Annotated in this window: 25 protein-coding genes; 12 read left to right on the plus strand and 13 right to left on the minus strand. The window is 67.0% G+C overall.

Annotated features, from left to right (window positions below; all coding sequences use genetic code 11):
- The first annotated feature begins 239 nt into the window (after positions 1 to 239).
- Positions 240 to 1,346, plus strand: a complete 1,107-nt coding sequence (locus tag ACIP5T_RS05820; protein WP_400864620.1) for a N(5)-(carboxyethyl)ornithine synthase — start codon at positions 240 to 242, stop codon at positions 1,344 to 1,346.
- 67 nt (positions 1,347 to 1,413) lie between these two features.
- Here the strand turns inward: ACIP5T_RS05820 and ACIP5T_RS05825 are convergent, their stop codons facing one another.
- Together ACIP5T_RS05825 and ACIP5T_RS05830 are read right to left on the minus strand one after the other, a co-directional pair.
- Positions 1,414 to 1,569 carry a hypothetical protein gene (locus ACIP5T_RS05825; RefSeq protein WP_400861389.1) on the minus strand — a complete coding sequence of 52 codons (156 nt, stop codon included), beginning with the start codon at positions 1,567 to 1,569 and terminating at the stop codon, positions 1,414 to 1,416.
- Between the two features lie 40 nt (positions 1,570 to 1,609).
- Positions 1,610 to 3,376 (minus strand): GNAT family N-acetyltransferase, encoded by a 1,767-nt coding sequence (locus ACIP5T_RS05830; RefSeq protein ID WP_400861391.1) that lies wholly within the window; start codon positions 3,374 to 3,376, stop codon positions 1,610 to 1,612.
- 84 nt (positions 3,377 to 3,460) lie between these two features.
- On the opposite strand from ACIP5T_RS05830, the gene ACIP5T_RS05835 reads away from it, so the two are divergent.
- Positions 3,461 to 4,240: an alpha/beta fold hydrolase gene (locus ACIP5T_RS05835; RefSeq protein ID WP_400861392.1), complete on the plus strand. Its 780-nt coding sequence runs from the start codon at positions 3,461 to 3,463 to the stop codon at positions 4,238 to 4,240.
- Between the two features lie 26 nt (positions 4,241 to 4,266).
- On the plus strand, positions 4,267 to 4,593 hold the full coding sequence (locus ACIP5T_RS05840; RefSeq protein WP_400861394.1) for a hypothetical protein: 327 nt from the start codon (positions 4,267 to 4,269) through the stop codon (positions 4,591 to 4,593).
- 44 nt (positions 4,594 to 4,637) lie between these two features.
- On the opposite strand, the gene ACIP5T_RS05845 is transcribed toward ACIP5T_RS05840, so the two are convergent.
- From ACIP5T_RS05845 to ACIP5T_RS05860, 4 genes are all read right to left on the minus strand, one after another.
- Positions 4,638 to 5,168, minus strand: coding sequence for a VOC family protein (locus ACIP5T_RS05845; RefSeq protein WP_400861396.1), 531 nt, complete (start codon positions 5,166 to 5,168; stop codon positions 4,638 to 4,640).
- Between the two features lie 81 nt (positions 5,169 to 5,249).
- Positions 5,250 to 5,909, minus strand: coding sequence for a helix-turn-helix domain-containing protein (locus tag ACIP5T_RS05850; RefSeq protein ID WP_400861399.1), 660 nt, complete (start codon positions 5,907 to 5,909; stop codon positions 5,250 to 5,252).
- A gap of 69 nt (positions 5,910 to 5,978) precedes the next feature.
- On the minus strand, positions 5,979 to 7,052 hold the full coding sequence (ychF, locus tag ACIP5T_RS05855) for a redox-regulated ATPase YchF (RefSeq protein WP_056376106.1): 1,074 nt from the start codon (positions 7,050 to 7,052) through the stop codon (positions 5,979 to 5,981).
- Between the two features lie 59 nt (positions 7,053 to 7,111).
- Positions 7,112 to 7,858: a class I SAM-dependent methyltransferase gene (locus ACIP5T_RS05860; protein WP_400861401.1), complete on the minus strand. Its 747-nt coding sequence runs from the start codon at positions 7,856 to 7,858 to the stop codon at positions 7,112 to 7,114.
- 59 nt (positions 7,859 to 7,917) lie between these two features.
- Here ACIP5T_RS05860 and ACIP5T_RS05865 point away from each other — a divergent pair, with 59 nt between their 5' ends.
- Positions 7,918 to 8,511, plus strand: a complete 594-nt coding sequence (locus tag ACIP5T_RS05865) for an exonuclease domain-containing protein (protein ID WP_400861404.1) — start codon at positions 7,918 to 7,920, stop codon at positions 8,509 to 8,511.
- Between the two features lie 44 nt (positions 8,512 to 8,555).
- Positions 8,556 to 9,899, plus strand: a complete 1,344-nt coding sequence (gene rmuC / locus ACIP5T_RS05870) for a DNA recombination protein RmuC (protein WP_400864623.1) — start codon at positions 8,556 to 8,558, stop codon at positions 9,897 to 9,899.
- Between the two features lie 2 nt (positions 9,900 to 9,901).
- Here the strand turns inward: rmuC and ACIP5T_RS05875 are convergent, their stop codons facing one another.
- Both ACIP5T_RS05875 and glpX read right to left on the minus strand, forming a co-directional pair.
- Positions 9,902 to 10,198, minus strand: a complete 297-nt coding sequence (locus ACIP5T_RS05875; RefSeq protein WP_400861407.1) for a hypothetical protein — start codon at positions 10,196 to 10,198, stop codon at positions 9,902 to 9,904.
- A gap of 156 nt (positions 10,199 to 10,354) precedes the next feature.
- Positions 10,355 to 11,341 (minus strand): class II fructose-bisphosphatase, encoded by a 987-nt coding sequence (gene glpX, locus ACIP5T_RS05880; RefSeq protein ID WP_400861410.1) that lies wholly within the window; start codon positions 11,339 to 11,341, stop codon positions 10,355 to 10,357.
- A gap of 182 nt (positions 11,342 to 11,523) precedes the next feature.
- Here glpX and fbaA point away from each other — a divergent pair, with 182 nt between their 5' ends.
- Positions 11,524 to 12,552, plus strand: coding sequence for a class II fructose-bisphosphate aldolase (fbaA, locus tag ACIP5T_RS05885; protein ID WP_400861413.1), 1,029 nt, complete (start codon positions 11,524 to 11,526; stop codon positions 12,550 to 12,552).
- Positions 12,553 to 12,615: 63 nt separating this feature from the next.
- Here the strand turns inward: fbaA and ACIP5T_RS05890 are convergent, their stop codons facing one another.
- The 3 genes from ACIP5T_RS05890 to ACIP5T_RS05900 form a co-directional block, all read right to left on the minus strand.
- Complete coding sequence (locus ACIP5T_RS05890; protein ID WP_400861416.1) at positions 12,616 to 13,155, minus strand: DUF6264 family protein; 540 nt, start codon at positions 13,153 to 13,155, stop codon at positions 12,616 to 12,618.
- A 276-nt stretch (positions 13,156 to 13,431) separates the two neighbouring features.
- A complete protein-coding gene (locus ACIP5T_RS05895) occupies positions 13,432 to 14,223 on the minus strand; it encodes an IclR family transcriptional regulator (protein WP_400861419.1) in 792 nt (263 codons plus the stop codon).
- A gap of 2 nt (positions 14,224 to 14,225) precedes the next feature.
- Positions 14,226 to 15,284 carry a 4-hydroxy-3-methylbut-2-enyl diphosphate reductase gene (locus ACIP5T_RS05900; RefSeq protein ID WP_400864626.1) on the minus strand — a complete coding sequence of 353 codons (1,059 nt, stop codon included), beginning with the start codon at positions 15,282 to 15,284 and terminating at the stop codon, positions 14,226 to 14,228.
- A 75-nt stretch (positions 15,285 to 15,359) separates the two neighbouring features.
- On the opposite strand from ACIP5T_RS05900, the gene xseA reads away from it, so the two are divergent.
- The 6 genes from xseA to ACIP5T_RS05930 all read left to right on the plus strand — a co-directional run bounded on the left by xseA (position 15,360) and on the right by ACIP5T_RS05930 (position 20,773).
- A complete protein-coding gene (gene xseA / locus ACIP5T_RS05905) occupies positions 15,360 to 16,652 on the plus strand; it encodes an exodeoxyribonuclease VII large subunit (RefSeq protein ID WP_400861422.1) in 1,293 nt (430 codons plus the stop codon).
- Between the two features lie 31 nt (positions 16,653 to 16,683).
- On the plus strand, positions 16,684 to 16,923 hold the full coding sequence (locus tag ACIP5T_RS05910; protein ID WP_042542048.1) for an exodeoxyribonuclease VII small subunit: 240 nt from the start codon (positions 16,684 to 16,686) through the stop codon (positions 16,921 to 16,923).
- The gene (locus tag ACIP5T_RS05915; protein WP_400861426.1) at positions 16,920 to 17,558 is read left to right on the plus strand and encodes a DUF4245 family protein; all 639 of its coding nucleotides are present in this window, start codon (positions 16,920 to 16,922) and stop codon (positions 17,556 to 17,558) included. The genes ACIP5T_RS05910 and ACIP5T_RS05915 overlap by 4 nt, the downstream gene beginning before the upstream one ends.
- Before the next feature lie 2 nt (positions 17,559 to 17,560).
- On the plus strand, positions 17,561 to 18,250 hold the full coding sequence (locus ACIP5T_RS05920) for a carbonic anhydrase (RefSeq protein ID WP_400861429.1): 690 nt from the start codon (positions 17,561 to 17,563) through the stop codon (positions 18,248 to 18,250).
- Positions 18,247 to 19,662, plus strand: coding sequence for a class II fumarate hydratase (locus ACIP5T_RS05925; RefSeq protein ID WP_400861432.1), 1,416 nt, complete (start codon positions 18,247 to 18,249; stop codon positions 19,660 to 19,662). The genes ACIP5T_RS05920 and ACIP5T_RS05925 overlap by 4 nt, the downstream gene beginning before the upstream one ends.
- Before the next feature lie 274 nt (positions 19,663 to 19,936).
- On the plus strand, positions 19,937 to 20,773 hold the full coding sequence (locus tag ACIP5T_RS05930; RefSeq protein WP_400861434.1) for a DUF559 domain-containing protein: 837 nt from the start codon (positions 19,937 to 19,939) through the stop codon (positions 20,771 to 20,773).
- 134 nt (positions 20,774 to 20,907) lie between these two features.
- Here ACIP5T_RS05930 and ACIP5T_RS05935 read toward each other — a convergent pair whose 3' ends face one another.
- Both ACIP5T_RS05935 and ACIP5T_RS05940 read right to left on the minus strand, forming a co-directional pair.
- A complete protein-coding gene (locus ACIP5T_RS05935; RefSeq protein WP_400861437.1) occupies positions 20,908 to 21,114 on the minus strand; it encodes a YbdD/YjiX family protein in 207 nt (68 codons plus the stop codon).
- Positions 21,114 to 23,345, minus strand: a complete 2,232-nt coding sequence (locus tag ACIP5T_RS05940) for a carbon starvation CstA family protein (RefSeq protein WP_400861440.1) — start codon at positions 23,343 to 23,345, stop codon at positions 21,114 to 21,116. The genes ACIP5T_RS05935 and ACIP5T_RS05940 overlap by 1 nt, the downstream gene beginning before the upstream one ends.
- Positions 23,346 to 23,375 lie beyond the last annotated feature (30 nt).

Raw genomic sequence — 23,375 nt, forward strand, 5'->3', positions numbered from 1 at the left:
GCGGCTCCTCGTTCGGCTGTCAGGGGTCGACATCAAGCGTAGTCGAGCGGGTCCGGGGAGGTCGGACCCGCTCGCGACCCCGCACTCGCTCAAGGGCGTAGAGTCAGGGCAGGAGCTGACCTTGGTTCCCCAAAGATGGGAACCCGTTGTCTGACACGACACGCTCGTCCACTGCACGCACCTCCACCTCCGCTTCGGCATCGGGGCTTCTGACCCTCGGCCTGCTGGCCGATTCCTCGATGGAGAACGAGCGACGCCTCCCCATTCATCCCCGTCACCTGGACCGGATCGATGCGGATGTGCGTTCCCGCATGATCGTCGAGCACGGGTACGGCACGGACTTCCAGCTCGAGCCCGGCTACATCGAATCCCGGGTGGGACGCGTCACCGATCGCGCAGACGTGCTCGCCTCGGCCGATGTTCTTCTGCTGCCGAAGCCGCAGCTCGCCGATGTGGCCGAGATCGCCGCGGGGCGGATCCTCTGGGGGTGGCCGCACTGCGTACAGGATGCGTCCCTCACTCAGACCGCCATCGACAGCCGTCTGACACTGATCGCTTTCGAGGCCATGAACCACTGGACATCGCAGGGCGACATGAGTCTGCACGTGTTCCACAAGAACAACGAGCTGGCCGGCTACTGCTCCGTGATCCACGCTCTGAGCCTGGTCGGTTTGACCGGCGACTACGGCCCGCGACTACGCGCCGTCGTCATCGGCTTCGGCGCGACGGCACGAGGCGCGGTGACCGCGCTGAACGCGCACGGAGTCCATGACATCGAAGTCCTCACGCAGCGCGGTGCCGCGGCGGTGGGCTCCCCCATCCACAACTCTCATCTGACTCAGCTCAACACCGACGACGGGCCCACGCACCTCAGCACCGTCGAGACGGAGGACGGCCCCGTGCTCCTCCCCGATTTCCTGGCGACATACGACATCGTCGTCAACTGCACACTGCAGGACGTCGCAGCGCCGTTGACGTATCTGCGGACCGAGGACCTCGACCGATTCGCGTCCGGAAGCCTGATCATCGACGTCTCCTGCGACGAGGGCATGGGCTTCGAATGGGCTACCCCGACGACGTTCGACGAACCGATGTTCACGGTAGGACAGGGCGTCAACTACTACGCCGTCGATCACAGCCCGTCGTACCTGTGGAACTCAGCGACCTGGGACATCAGCGAGGCTCTGCTGCCCTTCCTCCGCACGGTGCTCTCCGGTCCCGAAGCATGGGCCGAGAACTCGACACTCACCCGCGCGATCGAGATCCGCGACGGAGTGATCCAGAACCCCAGCATCCTGAGCTTCCAGGGCCGTGGGGCGGACTACCCGCACACGCTCGTCGCGTAGCGAGAGTCCGCGGCGTCGCAGACGCCGACGGCTGCAGTCGTCAGTTGTCGACGCTCCGGACGCCTTATCACTCGGAATGATCGCTGCGGTCTTCGAGGTCGGGTTTCGTCCGCAAGACATCGGCGATCTCCTCCTCCGGTCGCGGCGCGACGGTCTCGTCGAGTTCGAGTTCCGGGACTGACGGCTCGTCCGGGGCGGGTATGTGCTCGTTGTGGTCAGACACGGCGAAGTCCTTCGGTCGGCGGCACGCCTAGCGTACGCCGCTATATGTGCCGTTTCAGCCCGACGTGGGCCGTCTGATATCCGAGTCGGGCATAGAAGGCGCGAGTCCGATCCCGTGCTTCATCGGTGGTCACCTGCGCCAGTCGGGCCCCACGTGCCCGACCGAATTCGTGGGCCCACTCGAGCATCGCCGTGCCCAGGCCCCGTGACCGCTCCCCTGGTGCAACCCGCAGTCCCTCGATCTGCAATCGGGTCGAACCGCCGCGGGAAAGGCCCGGGATGACGGTCAGTTGCATCGTGGCGACCATGCGGTCGGTACTGTCGCGCACCACCCCCAGGTAGTTGGAACTGTCGCGAGCGACCGCGCTGAACGCCGCCTCATATCGTTCGAGCTCGACGCTCTCGCGGTCCGAGCCGAACTGGTCATCGAACAGCAGCGCTGCGATGGCCTCGATATCGTCGCGGCTCGCGCGTTCGATCCGGAAGGTTCGACCGTCGACCTGCACCCGTCCACGCACTGACGACCGCGCATCCGCCTGCAGTCTGGCGACGAGCAGATCCAGCCATCCGCCGACGTTGGCGCGAGCCTCGACGGTGTCGGGATAACGGCATCGCAGGTGCAGACCCGACTCATCCAGGATGAACCACAGCATGACGCCGTCCGTGTCGGTCGCAGCGCTGACGTACTGGGCGTCGAGCCCGACGGAGTCGATGCGCACGGGCAGCCTGCGCAGGTCCAGCCACGAGATCGCGAACATCCCGGGAGCCACGGGCATGCCGCCCCACGGAGCGAGTACGTCGGCGAGCGGCCACGCACCGAGCTGCACCGCCTCCTTCACCGCCGCCGCCGCTGCGCGCGGTTCGGCGACGTCGGACTCGAGGACGGAGTTGGTGATGAACCAGCCGACCGAGTCATGCCAGGTGTCCTCGAAGCGACTGTGCACGGGAAACACGGCTCGTAGCGGGGCACCCGCCATCTCGCGGGTCACCGAGGTCATCGCGACCACTGCGCGTGCGAGGGTCGAGACTCCGTCGTCACGGGCTTGTGCAGCGAACGCTGCGGCGTCGTCGACATCGAACACATCGCGCACTTCCACGCGCTCGCGATGCAACTCGGGCGCCCCCAGGGGCAATGGGAACTGTGGCATCACACCACCGCTGTCCTCGATGATGTCTTTCCAGCGCTGACGCACGTGGTCTGGCGCAGCATCTCGATCCAGCAGAGCCTGCGTGTGTTCGACGAAGGCGGGTGCCGGACTCGGCATCGGCTTCGCGCCGACCCTTCCCGCGTCGAGCGCGGCCAGCAGGTCGCGCGCGATCACCAGCATCGACCACATGTCGACGTGCGCGTGGTCCGCTGCGATCACGACAGTGAGCCCCGCAGCCGTCTCCAACACGCACAGCCGGTGCGAAGGATGCCGGTAGGGCGAGCACGCGGTGTCGAGAATGTCCCGCAACGCGTCGTTGACCGTCTGACCTGGGCCGACCTGATGCTCGGCCCAGCTTCCGGGGCCGATCTCGATCTCGTGGAGCACCGGATCGCCATCAGCGCCTGGCGCGAATGCCGATCGCAGCGTTCCATGACGGGCGACGACCGCCAGCCAGGCATCGGCGATCGATTCACGACGAGTCTGCGCAGGCAACCGGAAGGACAACGCCATCCACGAGCCGGGTCGGTCGCCTGCCCCGACATGGAGTCGCTGATCGAACGACACAGGAAGGCGCCGCCCGAGCGCAGACGCGCTCACGTCGTACCCCCAGAGCCGTCCGAACGGGAGGCGGAGGTGCGTGACGTTGGTCAGTCGCATGGGCAGTACCTTATCGGCCCCGGATAACCTGAAAACTCCACGGCTGCCCGACCCGACGCGGTCAGCCACCGATCGAGGAGCCTGATGCCCACTTTCGAGGTACCCGGAGCCGAGCTGGCTGTGGCCTTGAGCGATGAAGGCGGACACCCCGTCGTCCAATTGCACGGCCTCACATCGAGTCGCGCCCGCGACCGGGTGCTCAACCTCGACCTCGGTCGAGGGCTCAGCGGAACTCGACTGCTGCGATACGACGCCCGGGGCCATGGCCGATCGACCGGGCGGAAGATCCCCGAGGACTATCGCTGGGAGAACCTCGCTGAGGATCTGCTGCGACTGCTCGATCACTGGTTCCCGGGCGAACGCGTCCACGGGGTCGGCCCCTCCATGGGCGCAGCGACTCTCCTGCATGCTGCGACGATCGAGCCGGACCGCTTCACCGGGCTCACGCTCATGGTGCCGCCCACCGCGTGGGAGACCAGACCCAGTCAGGCCGCGCACTACCGAGCAGCGGCTGAGCTCATCGAGTCTGTGGGTGTGGAAGCATTCCACGCCGCCACGCGGGGATCAGTTCCACCCCCGGCCACCGTCGGTGCGCCGGAGACATGGCCCGACGTCGCCGACGCTCTCTTGCCGTCGTTGCTTCGCGGGGCGGCACTCAGCGACCTCCCTGGCCCTGAGGCCGTGGCGCGAATCGGTGTGCCGACGACGATCTTGGCGTGGGTGGATGATCCGGGCCATCCGCTGGCGACCGCCGAATCTCTCGCGGTGTTGCTCCCGCACGCTACCCTGACGGTCGCACGCACCCCGGGAGAGGTCGAAGCCTGGCCCGAGATCCTGAGTCAGGACGTCGAGCGTCGCGGGTAGACCGCCTCATCGACCAGACTGGACCCGTGGACGACTGCGACACCTGCGATTCGGTCGGGGTACCCGGCGTCGGCGCGCTCCCCTGGGATATCGACGCGACGACGGAGGCGCTGATCGACAGGGTCCGCGCCGGCCGGATGCACGAACTGCGGGGTGACGTTCCGCTCGAGGACATGATCCCTCTGCTCGAGTCAGAGCTGATGTACACGATCGTCAGCTTCGTGGAGTGTCTCGATTGCGGACGCGTGCTGTTCTGGGGACTATGCGTCCGCGGGAACCCGATACTCCGGCACGCAGAGAGGACCGATATCGATCACCGGCAGTGGGGTGCGGTGCCACCACGAGCGCGATGAGCACGGAGCTGACAGGACCCGCGCATCTGTCGGCGGTGCGCTTGTCAGGCCTTGGGATCGCGCAGGGCGGTCATCGCCTCGAGCAGCGTGTCATGGATGTAGGCGAGCTCGGGCGAGATCTCACCCCATCCCTGATCCCCGTCCTCTGCCGTCCACTCGCTCCCGCTGTCATCGGCGTCCCAGACCGCATCACCGTGCTGCCAGATCCACCAGAGGTTCGCACTCGAATCCTGCACCCGAGCGAACTGCGTGCCGAAGAAGTCGGTGGGCTTCGTGACCAGACGACCCCCGCGCGCGAGAGCCCGCTCGAGTACGGCGTCGAGGTCATCGACATAGATCTGAAGCAGGCTCGGAGTGAAAGGCCAGTCCGGCTTGCGCTCCGCGAGCATGATGGTGGTCGTGCCCACTCTCACCTCGGCCTGAAGCAGAAGGCCGTCGTCATCGACGGTGCGTGCCTCGGCACGCTCCTCGCCGCCGAAGACGTCGATGACGAACCGGGTCAGATCCTCGGCGCCCGTCGTGATGATGAACGGGTTGACGGTGGCGTAGCCCTCGGGGGCGGCGGGAATGGACATCGTCTGCTCCTCTGCTGGTGATGGATGCGATGCCCTCAGTCCACCACCGGGTGACTGCCTCGGTATTGAATATTTCCGCCATCATCGACCTGACAGCACCTGGGCCGGCGTCTGGCCGTGGAAGGCCCTCAACGAACGAGTCAGGTGAGCCTGGTCGGCGAAACCGCAGCGCGCAGCGCATTCCGTCGGCGGGACGCCCTGTAACAGCAGGGCGAACGCTTCACGCGCTCGCGACAACTGCTCGATCTGCTTGCGCGTGAGCCCTGTCACGGCACGGACCCGGCGCTGACGGTGTCTTTCCGAGTAGCCCACGTCATCGCCGCCGAGCATCCGCCTGACTTGCTCGTCATCGCGCAGCACGTCGAGCTCGAGAAGACGATCAGTGAAGCTCTCGAGGTCCTCGAACTCCGGGAACGGTAGTGCATGCTGCCCGATTGTGACCTTCCCCGCTCGGACGGCGAGGTGCTGCTCGCCGCCGCGCAGGAGCAGCTTGCTCACTCCGGGCAGGACCGCGTGAGCCTTCAGCTGGATGCCCCAGCTGTGCTCGCCGACCGTCGAGCGGATCCAGCGGTGCCCCAGGGTCGGACCTGTCAGGCCGGCGAGCATCTCACCATCCGGCTCGCGGGCGAACCACAGATCCCAGTACTCGACGGCCGCGACGAGGTAGCGCTCATCTCGCGTCGCCCGCGCCTGCCACACACACTCCAGCACACGCGAGTCAGGGTGACGTTCCTCGTACATGCGTTCCGTTCGCAACTGATCACTGCGAAGCCAATATAGACGCTGCGAGTCGGTGAGCCGCCAGAGCGCTCAGTTGTTGAAGCGGAACTCCACGACGTCGCCGTCCTGCATGACGTAGTCCTTGCCCTCGAGGCGGGCCTTGCCCTTGGAGCGGGCTTCGACGACCGAGCCGGTCTCGACGAGGTCGTCGAACGACACGATCTCGGCCTTGATGAAGCCCTTCTCGAAGTCGGTGTGGATGACGCCGGCGGCCTGCGGTGCCTTGGATCCCTTGGGGATCGTCCACGCCCGCGCCTCTTTGGGGCCAGCCGTGAGGTACGTCTGCAGACCCAAAGTATCGAAGCCGATTCGGGCGAGCTGGTCGAGACCGGACTCGTCCTGACCGGTCGACGCGAGCAGCTCCGCGGCATCCTCGGGGTCGAGGTCGATCAGCTCGGACTCGATCTTCGCGTCGAGGAAGATCGCCTTCGCAGGAGCGACCAGCGCGGCGAGCTCCGCCTTTCGGGCATCGTTCGTGAGCACGCCCTCGTCGACGTTGAAGACGAAGATGACCGGCTTGGCCGTGAGCAGTCCGAGCTCGCGGATGGGTGTCAGATCGATGCCGGCGACGGACAGCAGCACACCGCGCTCGAGAGCATCCTTGGCCGCGTTGGCGGTCTCGAGGACGACGGGCTCGATCTTCTTGCCGCGCACCTCCTTCTCGTACCGCGTGATCGCCTTGTCGACGGTCTCGAGGTCGGCGAGCATGAGCTCGGCGTTGATCGTCTCCATGTCGGATGCCGGATTGACGGCTCCGTCGACGTGCACGACGTCGTCATCTGCGAACCCTCGCACGACCTGCGCGATGGCGTCCGCCTCGCGGATGTTCGCGAGGAACTTGTTGCCGAGGCCCTCGCCCTCGCTCGCGCCGCGCACGATACCCGCGATGTCGACGAACGACACCGCAGCGGGCAGGATGCGCTCGCTGCCGAAGATCTCGGCGAGCTTGTCGAGACGCGGATCGGGCAGGTTCACCACCCCGACGTTCGGCTCGATCGTCGCGAACGGATAGTTCGCCGCGAGCACGTCGTTCTTGGTCAGAGCGTTGAAGAGGGTGGACTTGCCGACATTGGGCAGGCCGACGATTCCGATAGTGAGAGCCACGGGGTAGGAGTCTACCGGTCGTGGGTGCGACCATCCTGCGGGATGCCGCTGGCGGCCACTCAGTCCCGCACGGCGCGGAACGCGTGCGTGACGTAGGGCAGCTCGATCGTGCCGTCGGCGACGCCGAGTTCGTCGAAGAGTCGGTCCATCTGCCGCAGGATCTCCTCGCGCTCTTCGGCGGGCGCGGCGATCAGGTAGCTGCGCGACAGCGCCATCTGGTGCAACTGCGTCCTGGTCATCGACCGCGTCCACTCCCAGCGCTCCGTCTCGACCTGGCCGAACGGCGCTTCGATGCGCGGCCCTGCGGTGCCAGGACCGTTCACCAGGTTCTCCGCCGGGCTGCTGTGCATGATGTCGGTCAAGCGGCGCACCCAGTCCGTTCGCTCATCGCGGATGTTCCAGATCAGCCCCAGCACTCCCCCGGTGCGGACGACCCGTCCGATCTCCGCGGACGCGGCGACCGGCTCGACCCAGTGCCATGCCTGGCCGAGAACGGCGGCATCGGCGCTCGCGTCGGGCAACGGCATCCGTTCGGCCGAACCCTGGAAGGTCGGGATCCCGGGGACGCTCTGGCGCAGGGCGGCGAGCATCTCGGGATCAGGGTCGACAGCGACGACCTCGGCATCCGGAGCCTGGGCCAGCACTCTGGTGAGCTTGCCCGTTCCCGCGCCGACGTCAACGATTCGGCGCGTTCCGTGCGCCATGCGCTCGAGCATCCACGCGACCGCCTCGAAGGGGTACTCGGGCCTTCCGGCCTCATAGTTCGCGGCCTCGGCGCCGAAGGATGTCGCTCGGTCGGTACTCATGTCGCCAGCCTACGGCGAGTCCTCCTGGGGCGTATCGGATGCCGGGAGAGAGTGGGGATGTGCCATTGGACTTCACCGCTATCGACTTCGAGACGGCGAATTCCAGCCCCGCCTCGGCGTGCTCCGTCGGCCTCGTGCGTGTGCGCGATGGCCGGATCGTCGCGACAGCCGGATGGCTGATCCGCCCGCCCGCAGGGCACGACGAGTTCCAGGAGTGGAACACGAAGATCCATGGCATCCGCGCGCACGACGTGCTCGACGCCGCCACATGGGCGGATCAGTTCGACCGCCTCTGCGCCTTCGCGGGCGCCGACGTGCTCGTGGCGCACAACGCTGGCTTCGACCTCAACGTGCTGCGCCGCGCGTCGGAAGCCACCGGCGGCGACTGCCCGCCGTATCGCTCGCTGTGCAGCCTGCAGGTGGCACGCAAGACCTACGACCTCGAGTCGTACCGGCTCCCGAAAGCCGCCGAGGCTGCCGGCTTCACCGGCTTCTCGCACCACGACGCGCTCGCGGACGCGCTCGCCTGCGCACACATCATCATCGATGCCGCGCAGAGGAACGGTGCTTCGGACGTCTTCTCCCTGGCCGATGTGCTCAAGTTGCGGGTGACCGAACCGGTCGTCGCCACTCTGGAGCGCGCGGTCGCCTGAGTCGCACCCGACGAATGTCCGTGGCCGAGCGCATCATGGAGCACATGGATGCTCTCACGCTCGTTCTCCTCCTGGCCGCGCTCGCGGCTGGCGCCGCAATGGGGTGGTTCCTCCGTGGTTCGCGTGGTGCGGCAGATCTCGCCCGCACCGAGGCAGAGCTCGCAGCCGCCCGAGACGATCGCGACCGGCAGTACGACCTGTACCGGGATGCCGTCGAGCACGCGCGACTCGAGCAGCGAGCCGAGGCACAGCGGGTGCAGCAGCAGAATGCGGTGCTCACGGCTCTCGCCCCCGTTCGCGAGAGCCTGCAGCAGATGCAGCAGAAGGTCTCGGCGATCGAGCAGGAACGGCATGCGCAGTTCGGCTCCCTCGCGGAGCAGCTCAGACGAGCACAGGAGTCGGACGAGGCGCTGCGGTCGACGACGGAGTCGCTCGCCGGAGCGCTGCGGTCGACCGCCACGCGCGGCGTCTGGGGCGAGACTCAGCTGCGCCGCGTCGTGGAGGCGGCAGGACTGATCCGTCACGTCGACTTCGACCTGCAGTCGACCATCTCGTCGGACCGAGGTCAGGGTCGCCCTGACATGGTGATCCGCCTGGCCGGCGGCACGTCGATCGCGGTCGACGCCAAGGTGCCGCTCGACGCCTATCTCGAGGCTTCTGCGCTGCCGCTGGGAGACGCCCACGAGACCCAGCGGCGTGCGCACATGCAGAAGCATGTGAAGGCCGTGCGCGCCCATGTCGACGCACTCGCGAAGAAGGCCTACTGGTCGGGTCTCGACGCGAGCCCCGAGTTCGTCATCTGCTTCCTGCCGAGCGAGTCGCTCCTCGCGGCGGCCATCGACGAGGACCCGACGCTGTTGGACTACGCCTTCAGCAGGAAGGTGGCGCTCGCATCGCCCGTCAATCTCTGGGCGGTGCTCAAGACCGTGGCCTATAGCTGGACGCAGCAGGAGGTCTCGACCGAAGCACGCGCCCTTCTGAACTTGGGAACGCAGCTGTACGACCGGCTAGGAGTGCTCGCCGGTCACGCCGACGATCTGCGCCGTGCGCTCGAGCGCACGGTCGACAGCTACAACAGGTTCGCCGGCTCGCTCGAGAGCCGGGTGCTCGTGACTGCTCGGCAGTTCCCCGGGATCAGCGCGTCAACGCTCGACTCGGCCCCACCCGCCGTCACCGCACAGACTCGGCGCTTCACCGCACCAGAGCTCATGATCGACTCGGAGAAGGCTCTCCACCCGCAGCCGCATCACGCCGAGGACGCGCCCGCAGACACGGACTCGTCGCTTCAGGCAGACGTCGGAGATGTCCGCTCTCGTCTCGGCTACGAAGTGCCGGCGCAGACAGGGTCGGGCTTCCTGCCGGTCGAGCCCGACGAGACTCGGAACTGAGGTCAGGCGACGCCCGGCACGCCGCTGAGCAGAAGGATGACGAGGCCGCTGGTCACGACGAAAGCGCCGATCATCCACCAGGAGCTGACTTCATGCCCCTCATCGAGGCGCTTTCGGAACAGCACGTCAGCGCGGCGAGCGGGGTCTGTGACAGCGGTCTTGACCACGGTCGGCGCCGGAGCACCCGTTGGAAGAGGCACACCTGCCTCATCGACGTTGATCCGCATGATTCGACCGGTGGGCGTCGTCACGATCTTGGTCGGCGCGGCCTTGGAACCATTCGTGTGCTGCGTTGTCATCGGTCTGCCCTCCTGTGCCTGCGGTGCCTGGCGGCTCCGTCGACGGCGACAAATCCAGTGACAATTGTGACACGGACGCGCGAGAAACCTCGGCTCGGCGCTGCGCACGGCGGTACCGGGTCGGTAACGATGACCGACTCGCTCAGGTCCCGGCGCTCAGAGCCACTTCGAGACGAGGTGCTCCGAGGCGATCCTCCGGAGGGTCCCCGATGCGCCGCGCAGCACGACGCTCTCGGTGTAGATGTACCCACCCTCTCGGCGAACCCCGGCCACGAGCTGACCATCCGTGACGCCCGTTGCGACGAAGATCGTGTTGTCCCCGCGCACGAGGTCGTTGGCTTCGTAGACCTTATCCATGTCGAGGCCGGCATCGATGCCGCGCTGGCGCTCATCGTCGTCGCGAGGCCAGAGCCGCCCCTGGATGTGCCCGCCGAGCGCCTTGATGGCACACGCCGTGACGATTCCCTCAGGGCTGCCTCCGACGCCCACGCACATGTCGGTGCGGGCGGCGTGACGCGCAGCGTTGATGCCACCGGCGACGTCACCGTCGCTCATCAGTCGCGTGCCGGCGCCGGCATCCCGGATCTCCTGGATCAGCTGCTCATGACGCGGGCGGTTCAGCACCGATACGACGATCTCGTCGACCGGCTTTCCGAGAGCTCCCGCGAGCTTGCGGATGTTCTCGCCGATCGGAAGGCGGATGTCGACCACTCCGACGCCGGCGGGGCCCGTGACGAGCTTGTCCATGTAGAAGACGCTGGAGGCGTCGAGCATCGATCCACGATCGGACACCGCGATGACGGAGAGCGCGTTCTGACGCCCCGCCGCGGTCAGCGACGTGCCGTCGATCGGGTCGACCGCGATGTCGCACTCCGGGCCACTGCCTGTGCCGACCTCTTCACCGTTGAAGAGCATCGGCGCGTTGTCCTTCTCGCCCTCGCCGATCACGACCCGCCCCTGGAAGGCCACGGTCCCGAGGAAGGCCCGCATGGCATCGACGGCCGCGCCGTCGGCCGCTTCCTTCGCCCCACGACCGATAAACGGGACAGCACGGATCGCGGCCGCCTCAGTGGCCCGCACCAACTCCATCGCGAGGTTTCGATCGGGACGAAGAGGGCTCAGATCCGCTGTAAGACTAACCATGCGGTCAGCCTAATCATCTGACGGGTCTGAAACGCCTGTTTTCGACCTGGTGCCAGCGAAGGAAGTGCGATTCTTAACGTGGGCGCAGGAGGAGGTGGTCGGAGGGTCGGCTCCGACAGCATCCGACAGTCAGCCCCGATAGAGTGACTGCTGTCCCGGCTTCCCAAATTGCAGGAGTTCTCATGCCCGTCGCCACCCCGGATCAGTACGCCGAAATGCTCGACCGCGCGAAGGCCGGCGGCTTCGCGTACCCGGCTTTCAACGTCTCCAGCTCGCAGACGATCAACTCGGTCCTCCAGGGCCTGACCGAGGCAGGTTCCGACGGAATCATCCAGGTCACCACCGGTGGAGCGGACTACTTCGCCGGCCACACGGTCAAGGCACGCGCGACCGGCGCACTCGCCTTCGCCCGCTTCGCGACCGAGGTCGCGAAGAACTACCCGATCACCGTCGCGCTGCACACCGACCATTGCCCGAAGGATGCCCTCGCCGGATTCGTCGAGCCGCTGATCTCCGCCTCCGAAGACGAGGTCAAGGCCGGGCGCAACCCGATCTTCCAGTCGCACATGTGGGATGGCTCGGCTGTCCCGCTCGCGGAGAACATCGAGATCGCCAAGGATCTCCTTCCCCGCATGAAGAACATCAACGCGATCCTCGAGGTCGAGATCGGTGTCGTCGGCGGCGAGGAAGACGGCGTGGCGCACGAGGGATCCAACGACGCGCTCTACACGACCTTCGCCGACGTCGACCAGGCCGTGCAGGCGCTCGGCCTCGGCGAGCAGGGTCGCTACATCGCCGCTCTCACGTTCGGCAACGTCCACGGCGTGTACAAGCCGGGTGGAGTGAAGCTGCGCCCCGAGCTCCTCGGCGAGATCCAGCAGCAGGTCGCCGCGAAGTACAACACCGGCGCGAAGCCGCTCGACCTCGTCTTCCACGGCGGCTCGGGATCGACCGACGACGAGATCGCCCTCGCCGTGGCCAACGGCGTCATCAAGATGAACATCGACACCGACACGCAGTACGCGTACACCCGGGCGATCGCCGACTACATGTTCAAGAACTACGACGGCGTCCTGAAGGTCGACGGCGAGGTCGGCAACAAGAAGCAGTACGACCCGCGCGCCTGGGGCAAGATCGCCGAGACGGCCATGGCCGCTCGCGTCGTCGAGTCCACGCGCCAGCTGGGCTCATACGGACAGTCGCGGAGCTGATCCAGCCCGAGAACAAGAGATGCCCCCGGCCGAACGGCCGGGGGCATCTCTTGTTTCACACGGTCATTGACCCGCCGTCTTGGCGACGAAGTCGATGAAGGCCGGGTCGTTCATCAGTGGAATCGCAGCGCACACAGACGCCACGAGCAGAGTGACGGCCGCGCCGGCCAGCGGAACCCACCACGAGAGCTTGCCGGTGCGCAGGCGGCGGATCGACAGGAAAGCGGTGAGCGACCAGCCCACGGCGAGCACGATCGCCGCGACCGTGCCCCAGATCCTGCCCTCAGCGAAGTTGGTGAACTCGCCGTCCACGCCGAGAACCGTCATCATCTGATTCATCGCGGTGGAGAAGTCGAGGTACGACAGCCCTGTCATCACGACGTTGATCAGCCCGTAGGCGAGCAGTGCGATGGTCACGAAGCGATCGACGGGACGCGGACGAGCCGCTGCCGAGGCGGAAGGGACTCGGTCGCCGCGAGCGGGCACGCTCTCGGTCGCGCTCATCTCCACAGCCTGCACCTCACCCAGCGGCGGCAGTCCTGCTGCTCTCCGCTGCTCTTCGAGGGTCGCGATTTCGCCGTACTGGGGACGCTGATCGGTCATTCGGCCATGGTATCCGCCCGGTCGATGCACGACTCACAGACTGCAGGCCCGAAAGAATGGCGGCCCCGGAGGAGTGGGGACTCCTCGGGGCCGCGGACTCGGAACGCTGGGGACGCTCGTCATCCAAGTGGGTCGAGGAACGCTGGGGACGTTCCACCACCGGTAGCGCCGATTGCACAGACGACTACAACTCACATGTTAGGGAAAACGCGTGCCCGAGCACCAGGGGCACTTCTTCAGATAGTGAAGAGCGCCGGACGGGCGACGAGTGCTGCGTCAGATCGACGTCGCGAGACGGGCTGCGCCGCCGCCCAGAGCATCCGCCCCCAACTGCACCGACAACCGTCGCGCCACGAGCTTGAGCTTCCCGACGAGGCCGCGATCGAAGCGCGGGTGTCCCACCGGAAGCGAGACGGCGAGTGAGGCTCTGACGTTCGGGGCGATCACGGGAACGGCGACGCAGGTGTTGCCGATGGCATACTCCTCGCGGTCCACGGCGAATCCCGGAGAGCGGTCGAGCTCCGCGAGCAGCGAACGCCGGTCACTGATCGTGCGAGACGTGAGTTCCTCCAGCGGATGCCGAGAGAGATAGTCAGCGCGCTCCTCTCCGCTCAGATCGCTGAGGATCTGCTTGCCGAGCGCCGTGGCATGCGCGCTCGAGTCGAGACCGACCCACAGATCGAGCCGAGGACTGCGCGTGGCCTCCACGATGTCGATGAGGTGCACTTCGCCGTCCTGATATCGAGACAGGTATGCGGAAGCGCCCACCTCGTCGGAGGTCTGACGCAGCGCCGCGCGGACGTGCGCGAAGAACACGCCCCCGGCGTCGGACTGCATCCGGAACGCGGGGAAGTTCTCGCCGAGGACCAGACCGTCCGGCTCGCTCACAAGGTACCCCTCATGCACCAGCGTGCGCACGAGGTTGTAGGTCGTGCCCGGGGTGAGGCCGGTTCGCATGGCGAGAGTCTTGACCGGCACCGGACGCGGAGAGTTCGCGACCATGTCGACGAGTCGGAGTGCACGCTGGACCGAGCCGATCAGCGTCGGTGCCGCCTCTGTGGCGGCCACCGTCAGGCGTTCCCGCTGGAAGAACGGCCCCCCAGCGCACGCGCGTCGCGCTGGCCCGCAGCATCCTGCCGCAGTTCCTTCGGCAGCGAGAACATCAGGTCCTCCTCCGCCGTCTTGACCTCTTCGACGTCGCGGTAGCCGGCGCCGTCGAGCGCCTCCAGCACCTCGTGCACGAGGACCTCGGGAACGGAGGCGCCGCTGGTGACGCCCACCGTGACGACGCCGTCGAGCCACTCCTGCTTGACCTCTTCGGCGTAGTCCACGCGGTAGGCGGCCTTGGCACCGTACTCGAGTGCGACCTCGACCAGGCGCACGGAGTTGGAGGAGTTCGCCGACCCGACGACGATCACGAGATCGGCGTTCGCGGCGACCTTCTTGATCGCGACCTGGCGGTTCTGGGTCGCGTAGCAGATGTCATCCGACGGCGGATTGTGCATCTCGGGGAACCGAGCCCGCAGGCGATTCACCGTCTCCATGGTCTCGTCTACCGAGAGCGTGGTCTGCGAGAGCCAGACGACCTTCGACGGATCCTTCACCTGCACGGTGTCGGCTTCGGCCGGCGAGTTCACGATGGTCACGTGCTCGGGGGCTTCCCCGGCCGTGCCCTCGACCTCCTCGTGCCCCTCGTGGCCGATGAGCAGGATCTCGAAGTCGTCGCGGGCGAACCGGACGGCCTCGCGGTGCACCTTGGTGACCAGCGGACAGGTCGCGTCGATCGCGTGGAGTCCGCGATCGGATGCCGCCTCGACGACGGCTGGCGAGACGCCATGCGCGCTGAAGACGACATGAGCGCCCTCGGGAACCTCGTCGACCTCCTCGACGAAGATCGCGCCCTTGTCTTCGAGCTCGGTCACCACGTGGATGTTGTGCACGATCTGCTTGCGCACGTAGACGGGAGCGCCGTAGCGCTCGAGGGCCTTCTCGACGGCGACCACCGCGCGATCCACCCCGGCGCAGTACCCCCGCGGAGCGGCGAGCAGAACACGCTTGTTCCCGACGACCGGGTTATCCTGAAGCCGCCCGGCCGCACCACGTACTCGTGGAACGCGCGGAAGGGGCAGATGTACGGCAGTCGAGGTCACTCTTGAATTCTACCGTCGACAACCTGAGCAGGAGCGGGAAGGTGCACTGAGCGGATGACGGTCTTCGAAGCCACGACGAGCCCCGGCGAGTCCCCGCCGGCGGATGCGGTCGCTCCGCGCGACTCGTCGGCCGATGCTCCCACCTCGGTCGCGCGCCTGAACGGCACGATCCGCGACTTCGTGGCCCGCTGGAACACCGTGTGGGTCGAAGGCGAGATCACCTCCTGGAACGTGCGCGGCGGCAACATCTTCGCGCGCCTCAAGGACACGCGATCCGACGCACAGATCTCGATCCGGATCTGGTCGAGCGTCCGCCCGCGGATCCCCGGCGATCTGGCCGTGGGCGACCACGTCGTCGCGGCGGTCAAGGCCGACTACTTCGTCAAAGCCGGCGACTTCAGCTTCGCCGTGTCCGCGATGAAGCACGTCGGTCTCGGCGATCAGCTCGAGAAGCTCGAGAAGCTCCGCCTGCAGCTGCGTCAGGAGGGCCTTTTCGATCCCTCCCGCAAGAAGCGCCTGCCCTTCCTCCCCCACGTGATCGGACTGATCACCGGCGAGAAGTCCGATGCTGAGAAGGACGTGCACCGCAACGCGGAGCTGCGCTGGCCCCAGGTGCGGTTCCGCACCGAGTACGCCGCCGTGCAGGGCGACCGGTGCGTGCCGGAGACCCTCGCCGCATTGGCGCGTCTCGACGCCGACCCCGATGTCGATGTGATCGTCATCGCCCGAGGTGGCGGCGATCCGCAGACGCTTCTCGGGTTCAGCGACGAGCGTCTCGTGAGGGCCGTGGCGGCTGCGTCCACTCCGATCGTCAGCGCGATCGGGCACGAGAACGATCACCCGCTGCTCGACGACGTCGCCGATCTGCGCGCGTCGACTCCCACGGACGCCGCGAAACGCGTCGTCCCCGATGTCAGCGAGCAGAGGGCTCTGATCGCGCAGCTGCGTTCGAGAGCGACGACCAGACTGACGCAGCGGCTCTCGCACGACATCGCGCAACTCGAGCAGCTGCGCTCGCGCCCCTCTCTGCGCTCCCCCGATCCGATCATCGAGTCGCGATCTCAGGATGTGTGGTTGCTGCTCTCGCGCGGCCGCGACACGATCAGACGCCAGCATGATGCAGCCGGTCGCGCGACCAGCGAGCTACGGGCCTCGCTGCGGGCGCTCTCTCCTGCAGCCACTTTGTCGCGCGGCTACGCGATCGCCCACCTCGACGGTGGAGTGATCCTCCGAGACGCCGCGGACGCGCCGGCCGGCAGCGGCCTGACGATCACGGTCGACCGCGGCTCGATCGCGGCGCGCTCCGAGGGTGAGATCGAGGAAGCACCGGTGCCTCGTTCCGGCTGAGCGTGCCCTGCGCACGGCGTAGGATGGAGGCGTGAGTGCGCTGAATGACACCCCCGTGGACACGCTGTCATTCGAGGCCGCTCGAGATGAGCTCGTGAAGGTCGTCTCCGAACTCGAACAGGGCGCTCCGACCCTCGAGCAGTCGCTCGCGCTCTGGGAGCGCGGCGAGGCCCTCGCCGCTCGCTGCGAGGAATGGCTGCTCGGCGCGAAGCGTCGCCTCGAGGCCGCGCGCGCCACGTCGACCGGCACCGCCGAGGGAGACGAATCGTGAGCAAGCCGGCTCCCATCGTCGCCGAGCTCGGGCGTCCGGAGACGCCCGACGAGACAGCCGCACGCAAGGCCGCCTCGAGCAAGGCCTACCGCTCGAGCCAGACCGTGCGCAGCCTGGTGGCCGCGCTGATCGTCACACTCGCCATCGTCGCGGTGATCGTGCTGGCCGTTCCCCGCGGAGAACCTGCGACCACGCAGAAGATCGACGTGGTCGGCATCGCCGCCGACGTGGAGTCCACCATGGATCGCCCCGTGATCGTGCCCGATCTGGCGGACTTCTGGCGGGTCAACACCGCAGAGCTCACGAGCGGCGCCACCGTGGTCTGGGACGTCACTCTGGCACCATCCGCGGAGGACGAGCGCGGATTCATCAAGCTCGCGCAGGCCTTCGACGCCGACTCCTCCTGGGCCCCTCAGCGTCTCAACGGCACCGCCCCCACCGACACGACGTCGATCGGCGGCCTGGACTGGGATGTCTACCACCTCGGCGATGCCGGCGCGAAGCAGAACATCACCTATGCGATCGGCACCCAGGCGGGTGACGACTACCTGTTGCTCTACGGTTCGCGTTCCGCAGACTCCACCGCGGAACTCGCCGAGTCCCTCGTCCCCCAGATCCGCGACCTCTCGGAGTGAACATGACCCACGCGCTCACCCCCGCTGCTGCCTGGAAGCAGATGCAGGACGGCAATCAGCGATTCGTCGATGACGCACCCCGGCATCCGAATCAGGATGTGGCTCGCCGCAAGCACCTCGCCGCCGCGCAGCATCCTGTCGCGACCCTGTTCGGCTGCTCCGACTCGCGCCTCGCCGCTGAGATCATCTTCGACCTCGGACTCGGCGACCTGTTCGTCGTGCGCAACGCCGGCCAGGTGATCGGCGAGTCCATCGTCGCGAGCCTCGAGTATGCGGTCGCCGTGCTGAACGTGCCCCTGATCGTCGTCCTCGCACATGACTCATGCGGCGCCGTGCGTGCCGCCATCGACGGAACGGCCATCGACGCCGCTCCCCTGCCCCCGCACATCTGGAAGCTCATCGCCCCGATCGTCCCGGCGGCCCGCAAGGTGCTGGCCGAGAGCGGCGGCACCACGGTCGACGAGATCGACGCGGAGCTCGTCGGCGAAGAGCACCTGCGCAACACGGTCCGGGACCTGCTGCAGTCGTCCGAGGTGATCTCGCAGGCTGTCTCCGACGGCCGTCTGGGCATCGTCGGCGCCAACTACCGTCTGGCCGAGGGCACAGCGGTGCCCGTCATCACGGTCGGAATCGACACAGACGGAAACGACACCGAGGGGCACGGCCCCGCAACCAAGGAGGGTTCGGAATGACCGACCAGCACAGCGGCGCAGACGCGCAGGGGTACCGCATCGAGCACGACACCATGGGCGAGGTGCGGGTTCCCGTGAACGCGCTCTACGGAGCACAGACGCAGCGCGCCGTCGAGAACTTCCCCATCTCGGGCAAGGGCCTCGAATCCACGCAGATCGCTGCGCTCGCACGCATCAAGAAGGCTGCCGCGCTCGCGAACAAGGAGCTGGGCACCCTCGACGGCGCCATCGCCGACGCGATCGCCCAGGCCGCCGACCAGGTCGCCTCCGGCGCCCACGACAGTGAGTTCCCGGTCGACACGTACCAGACGGGCTCCGGCACGTCGTCGAACATGAACATGAACGAGGTGCTCGCCACGCTCGCGACCCGCATCCTCGGTGCGAACGTGCACCCGAACGACCATGTGAACGCCTCGCAGTCGTCGAACGACGTGTTCCCGACCTCCGTGCACATCGCCGTCACGCAGGCACTCATCGACACGCTCATCCCCGCGCTCGACCACCTCGCCGTCGCCTTCGAGGCGAAGGCCGAGCTGTGGAAGGACGCGGTGAAGTCCGGCCGCACGCACCTCATGGACGCCACCCCGGTCACGCTCGGCCAGGAGTTCGGCGGCTACGCCCGTCAGATGCGCCTCGGCATCGAGCGCGTGCAGTCTGCGCTCCCCCGCGTCGCCGAGGTCCCGCTGGGCGGCACCGCGACCGGCACCGGCATCAACACTCCGCTCGGATTCCCGCAGAAGGTCATCGAGCTGCTCGCCGCCGAGACCGAGCTGCCGATCACCGAGGCGAAGGACCACTTCGAGGCACAGGCGAACCGCGACGGACTCGTCGAGGCGTCGGGCGCGCTGCGCACGATCGCGGTCTCGCTGACCAAGATCAACAACGACCTGCGGTGGATGGGCTCGGGCCCCAACACAGGTCTCGGCGAGCTGCACATCCCCGATCTGCAGCCCGGATCGTCGATCATGCCCGGCAAGGTCAACCCGGTCGTTCCCGAAGCCGTGCTCATGGTGTGCGCCCGCGTGATCGGCAACGACGCGACGGTCGCCTGGGCCGGCGCATCAGGCTCGTTCGAGCTGAACGTCGCCATCCCGGTCATGGGCACCGCCGTGCTCGAGTCGATCCGACTGCTCGCGAACGCCTCGCGCGTGCTCGCCGACAAGACCGTCGACGGACTGCAGGCGAACCTCGATCGCGCCGCGGCCTTCGCCGGCATGAGCCCGTCGATCGTCACTCCGCTCAACAAGCTGATCGGCTATGAGGCGGCGGCGAAGATCGCCAAGCACTCCGTCGCGAAGGGCATCACGGTGCGCGACGCGGTCATCGACCTCGGCTACGTCGAGCGCGGCGACCTGACGGTCGAGCAGCTCGACGAGAAGCTCGACCTGCTCTCGATGACCCACCCCGGTTGATCATCGGTCACTGACACACGGATGCCGCAGGGACTCGGTCCCTGCGGCATCCGTCGTCTCCGGGCCGTGTCGCCGGGCGTCCGACCGTTCGCCCGTTCTGCACACGACGTCCCGTCCTGCACACTGATGCACGGTGCATGGTCGCTGTGCGTGACGGGCTGTGCAGCCTGGGACGAGCCACTCAACCTCCACCCCTCCTCTTTCCGGCTCGGTTGTCCACTCATCGCGGCTTCGCGTCGGGGAGCGTCGCCGAGCAGGCGGCAGGGTGGTCGTCATGCTCTCTGCACCCGACACCATTCAGCGACTCGGCGGCATCGCGCGCGGTTCCCGGCTCGAGGGTCTCGGGTTCGACCGACGCACGCTGTCACGCAGGGTCGATTCCGGGGAGATCGAGCGGCTGCGCCCCGGCGTCTTCGCGTCAGGTCCAGTACCGGACGACGTGCGCACAGCTGTCATGCACGGGGGTGCCACCACCTGTGTGACCGTACTCCGAGCGCACGAAATCTGGACGTTACCCACGACACTCGCCGTGCACGTCTGGCTCGGTCCCGGCCGTCATGGCCATCAGCATCCCGACTGCACCTGCGTCATCCACTACTACCGGGGGACTCGCCCTCTCGCTACGGCCTCTCTCGCCGTCGCGCTCGTGCACTTCCGACGATGCGCCGGCGACGAAGCGTTCTTCGCGGCCTACGAGTCTGCCTGGCGACTCGGCAAGCTCTCGAAGGCTGCACGTGGACAGGTGCGAGCTGCGCTCCCCCAGAACGCGCGCTGGCTCGTCGATATCGCACGGTCGGATGCGGACAGCGGACTGGAGTCGTTGCTGCGGTTGAGACTGCATCTCCTCGGGATCAGGCTTGACTGCCAGGTGACGATCGACGGAGTCGGGCGCGTCGACTTCGTCATCGACAGGCGACTGATCCTCGAAGCAGACGGCAAGTCGAATCACGACGATGCCTCACATCGGCACAAGGATCTGGTGCGAGACTCGGCGGCCTCGGCTCGAGGTTACGAGACGCTGCGATTCGATTACGCGCAGATCGTGCACAACTGGGCGGAGGTCCAGAAGGCCATCCTCGCCGCGATTCACCGTTCGTCGACGCGGGACTGACATCCGCGATTCCACCGCACCGAAGTCTGCGTTACGAATTGCACACGATGCCCCAGATCGCACACCTTTCGACAAGATCGATGTGCACACCGCGGCAACGTGTGCAGATCGGCGCATCCGTCGTCTCCGGCCCCTCAGCAGCAGCGGGCGCCCGGGTCGGTGTCCTGCTGGGCATAGTGCGCACGCCAGAACTCGCGCTCGCTGAGCGGTTCTCGCTCCGGATGCCGTTCCCGCTCGTGCGCGACGTAGGACGTGTAGCGCGACTGTCCCGTCACGCCGTTCACGTACCAGGCGACCATCTGCCAGGCCCGCCGAACATGGTCGGTCACCACGGCAGCCATCAGTGCCCCCTCGTCGGCTGAGCGGACGAGGGCAGTGCGTTCCACTGCTTCTCGACCGCCCGTTCTTTCGACGACGCTATGAGACCGGCGGGTGCGAAGCGGCGCGACGGCACCTCCGGGTCCTCGTGGTCGATGACAGGGCCGGGACGCACGGCCTGGATGACCTTGATGAGCGAGATGGTGATGACGATCACCGACAGCACGAGGAACGTCACCGACAGGATGCCCTGGATCATCGTGTTGCGCACGACCGCTTCCATCGCCGCGACGCTGGTGGCCGTGCCGAACGACGTCTCTCCCGCTGCCAGGGCATCTCTGAACGCGACATGATTCGCGAAATACCCGACCTGCGGCACGCTCGAGAAGATCTTCTGCAGCGAGGCAGTGACCGTCACGACCGTGACGAACGCCAGCGGCAGGGCGACCACCCACAGGATCTTGAACGTGCGTCTGCGCGCCACGATGGTGAGCACCACCGCGAGGGCGATGGCCGCGAGCAGCTGGTTCGCGATGCCGAACAGCGGGAACAGGGTGTTAATACCGCCGAGCGGATCCGTGACGCCCATGATGAGCACCGCGCCCCACCCCGCGACCATCACCGCCGTGCAGATCCACGCGCCCACTCGCCACGAAGTGTCCTTGAAGCGGGGGATGACGTTGCCCACCGAGTCCTGCAGCATGAAGCGCGCGACGCGGGTGCCGGCATCCACCGCCGTCAGGATGAACAGCGCCTCGAACATGATGGCGAAGTGATACCAGAACGCCATCATCCCGGTGCCGCCGATCCACTGCTGCATGATGTGCGCGAGGCCGAGGGCCAGCGTCGGTGCGCCGCCGGTGCGGGAGACGATCGACTCCTCCCCCACTGCCTCGGCCGTGCTCGTGAGCATCTCGGGTGTCAGATTCACTCCGGTCAGGCCGAGACCGTTGACGAACGCCACCGCGCCCTCGACGGTGCCGAGTGTCGCGGCCGGCGACGAGTTCATCGCGAAGTACAGCCCTCGGTCGATCGAGATCGCCGCCACGAGGGCCATGATCGCCACGAAGGACTCCATGAGCATCCCGCCGTAGCCGATGAAGCGGGTCTGCTTCTCCTTCTCGATCATCTTCGGCGTCGTGCCCGACGCGATGAGCGCATGGAATCCGCTCAGCGCCCCGCAGGCGATCGTCACGAAGAGGAACGGGAAGAGCGCCCCTGCCCAGACGGGGCCGGTCTCCCCCGAGGCGAACTCGCTGAAGGCCGGGACGGTGATCTCTGGCCGCACGAACAGGATCGCGACGGCGAGCGCCACGATGACACCGATCTTCATGAACGTCGAGAGGTAGTCGCGCGGGGCGAGCAGCATCCATACGGGCAGCACCGCGGCGATGAAGCCGTAGATGATGATGCCCCAGGCGATCGTCGTCCGGTCGAGCGTGAAGATCGCCTGGCCCCAATCGGTCTCCGCGACCATGCCGCCGCCGATGATCGCGGCCATCAGCAGCACGAAGCCGATGATAGACACCTCGGTGATCTTGCCAGGGCGGATCCACCGGAGATAGGCGCCCATGAACAGGGCGATCGGGATCGTCATCGCCACGGAGAACACGCCCCAGGGGCTTTCGCCGAGGGCGTTCACGACCACGAGCGCGAGGATCGCCGTGATGATGATCATGATGAGGAGCGTCGCCACGATCGCGGCGGTGCCGCCGAATCGGCCCAGCTCGTCGCGGGCCATCTGCCCGAGCGAACGCCCGCCGCGCCGCATCGAGAAGAACATCACGAGATAGTCCTGCACGGCACCGGCCAGCACGACCCCGACGATGATCCAGATCGTGCCCGGAAGGTAGCCCATCTGCGCGGCCAGCACCGGACCGACGAGCGGGCCGGCACCGGCGATGGCGGCGAAGTGGTGGCCGAACAGCACGCGACGATCCGTGGCGACGTAGTCCTTGCCGTCTGCCTTGTATTCGGCGGGGGTAGCCCGCCGGTCGTTCGGCTTGACCAGGTTGCGCTCGATGAACTTCGAGTAGAAACGGTAGAACACGAGGTAGGTGCAGACCGCGGCGAACACGAACCAGATCGCGTTCACCGTCTCTCCTCTGACGATCGCGAGCATCGTCCAGGCGATACCACCGAGCAGCGCGATCGCCACCCAGAGCACGACCTTCAGCGGTGTCCATCGCGGCTTCTCATCCACTGCTACGGGCGGCAGCCGGTCATCTTCTACGGTCTTCGTCGTCTCACTCATCGCGCATCACTCCATCGTCTGCGGTCGGTG

Origin of the sequence: Microbacterium sp. NPDC088619 (genome assembly GCF_044752825.1) — a bacterium.
In the GTDB taxonomy this organism is placed as follows: Bacteria; Actinomycetota; Actinomycetes; order Actinomycetales; family Microbacteriaceae; genus Microbacterium.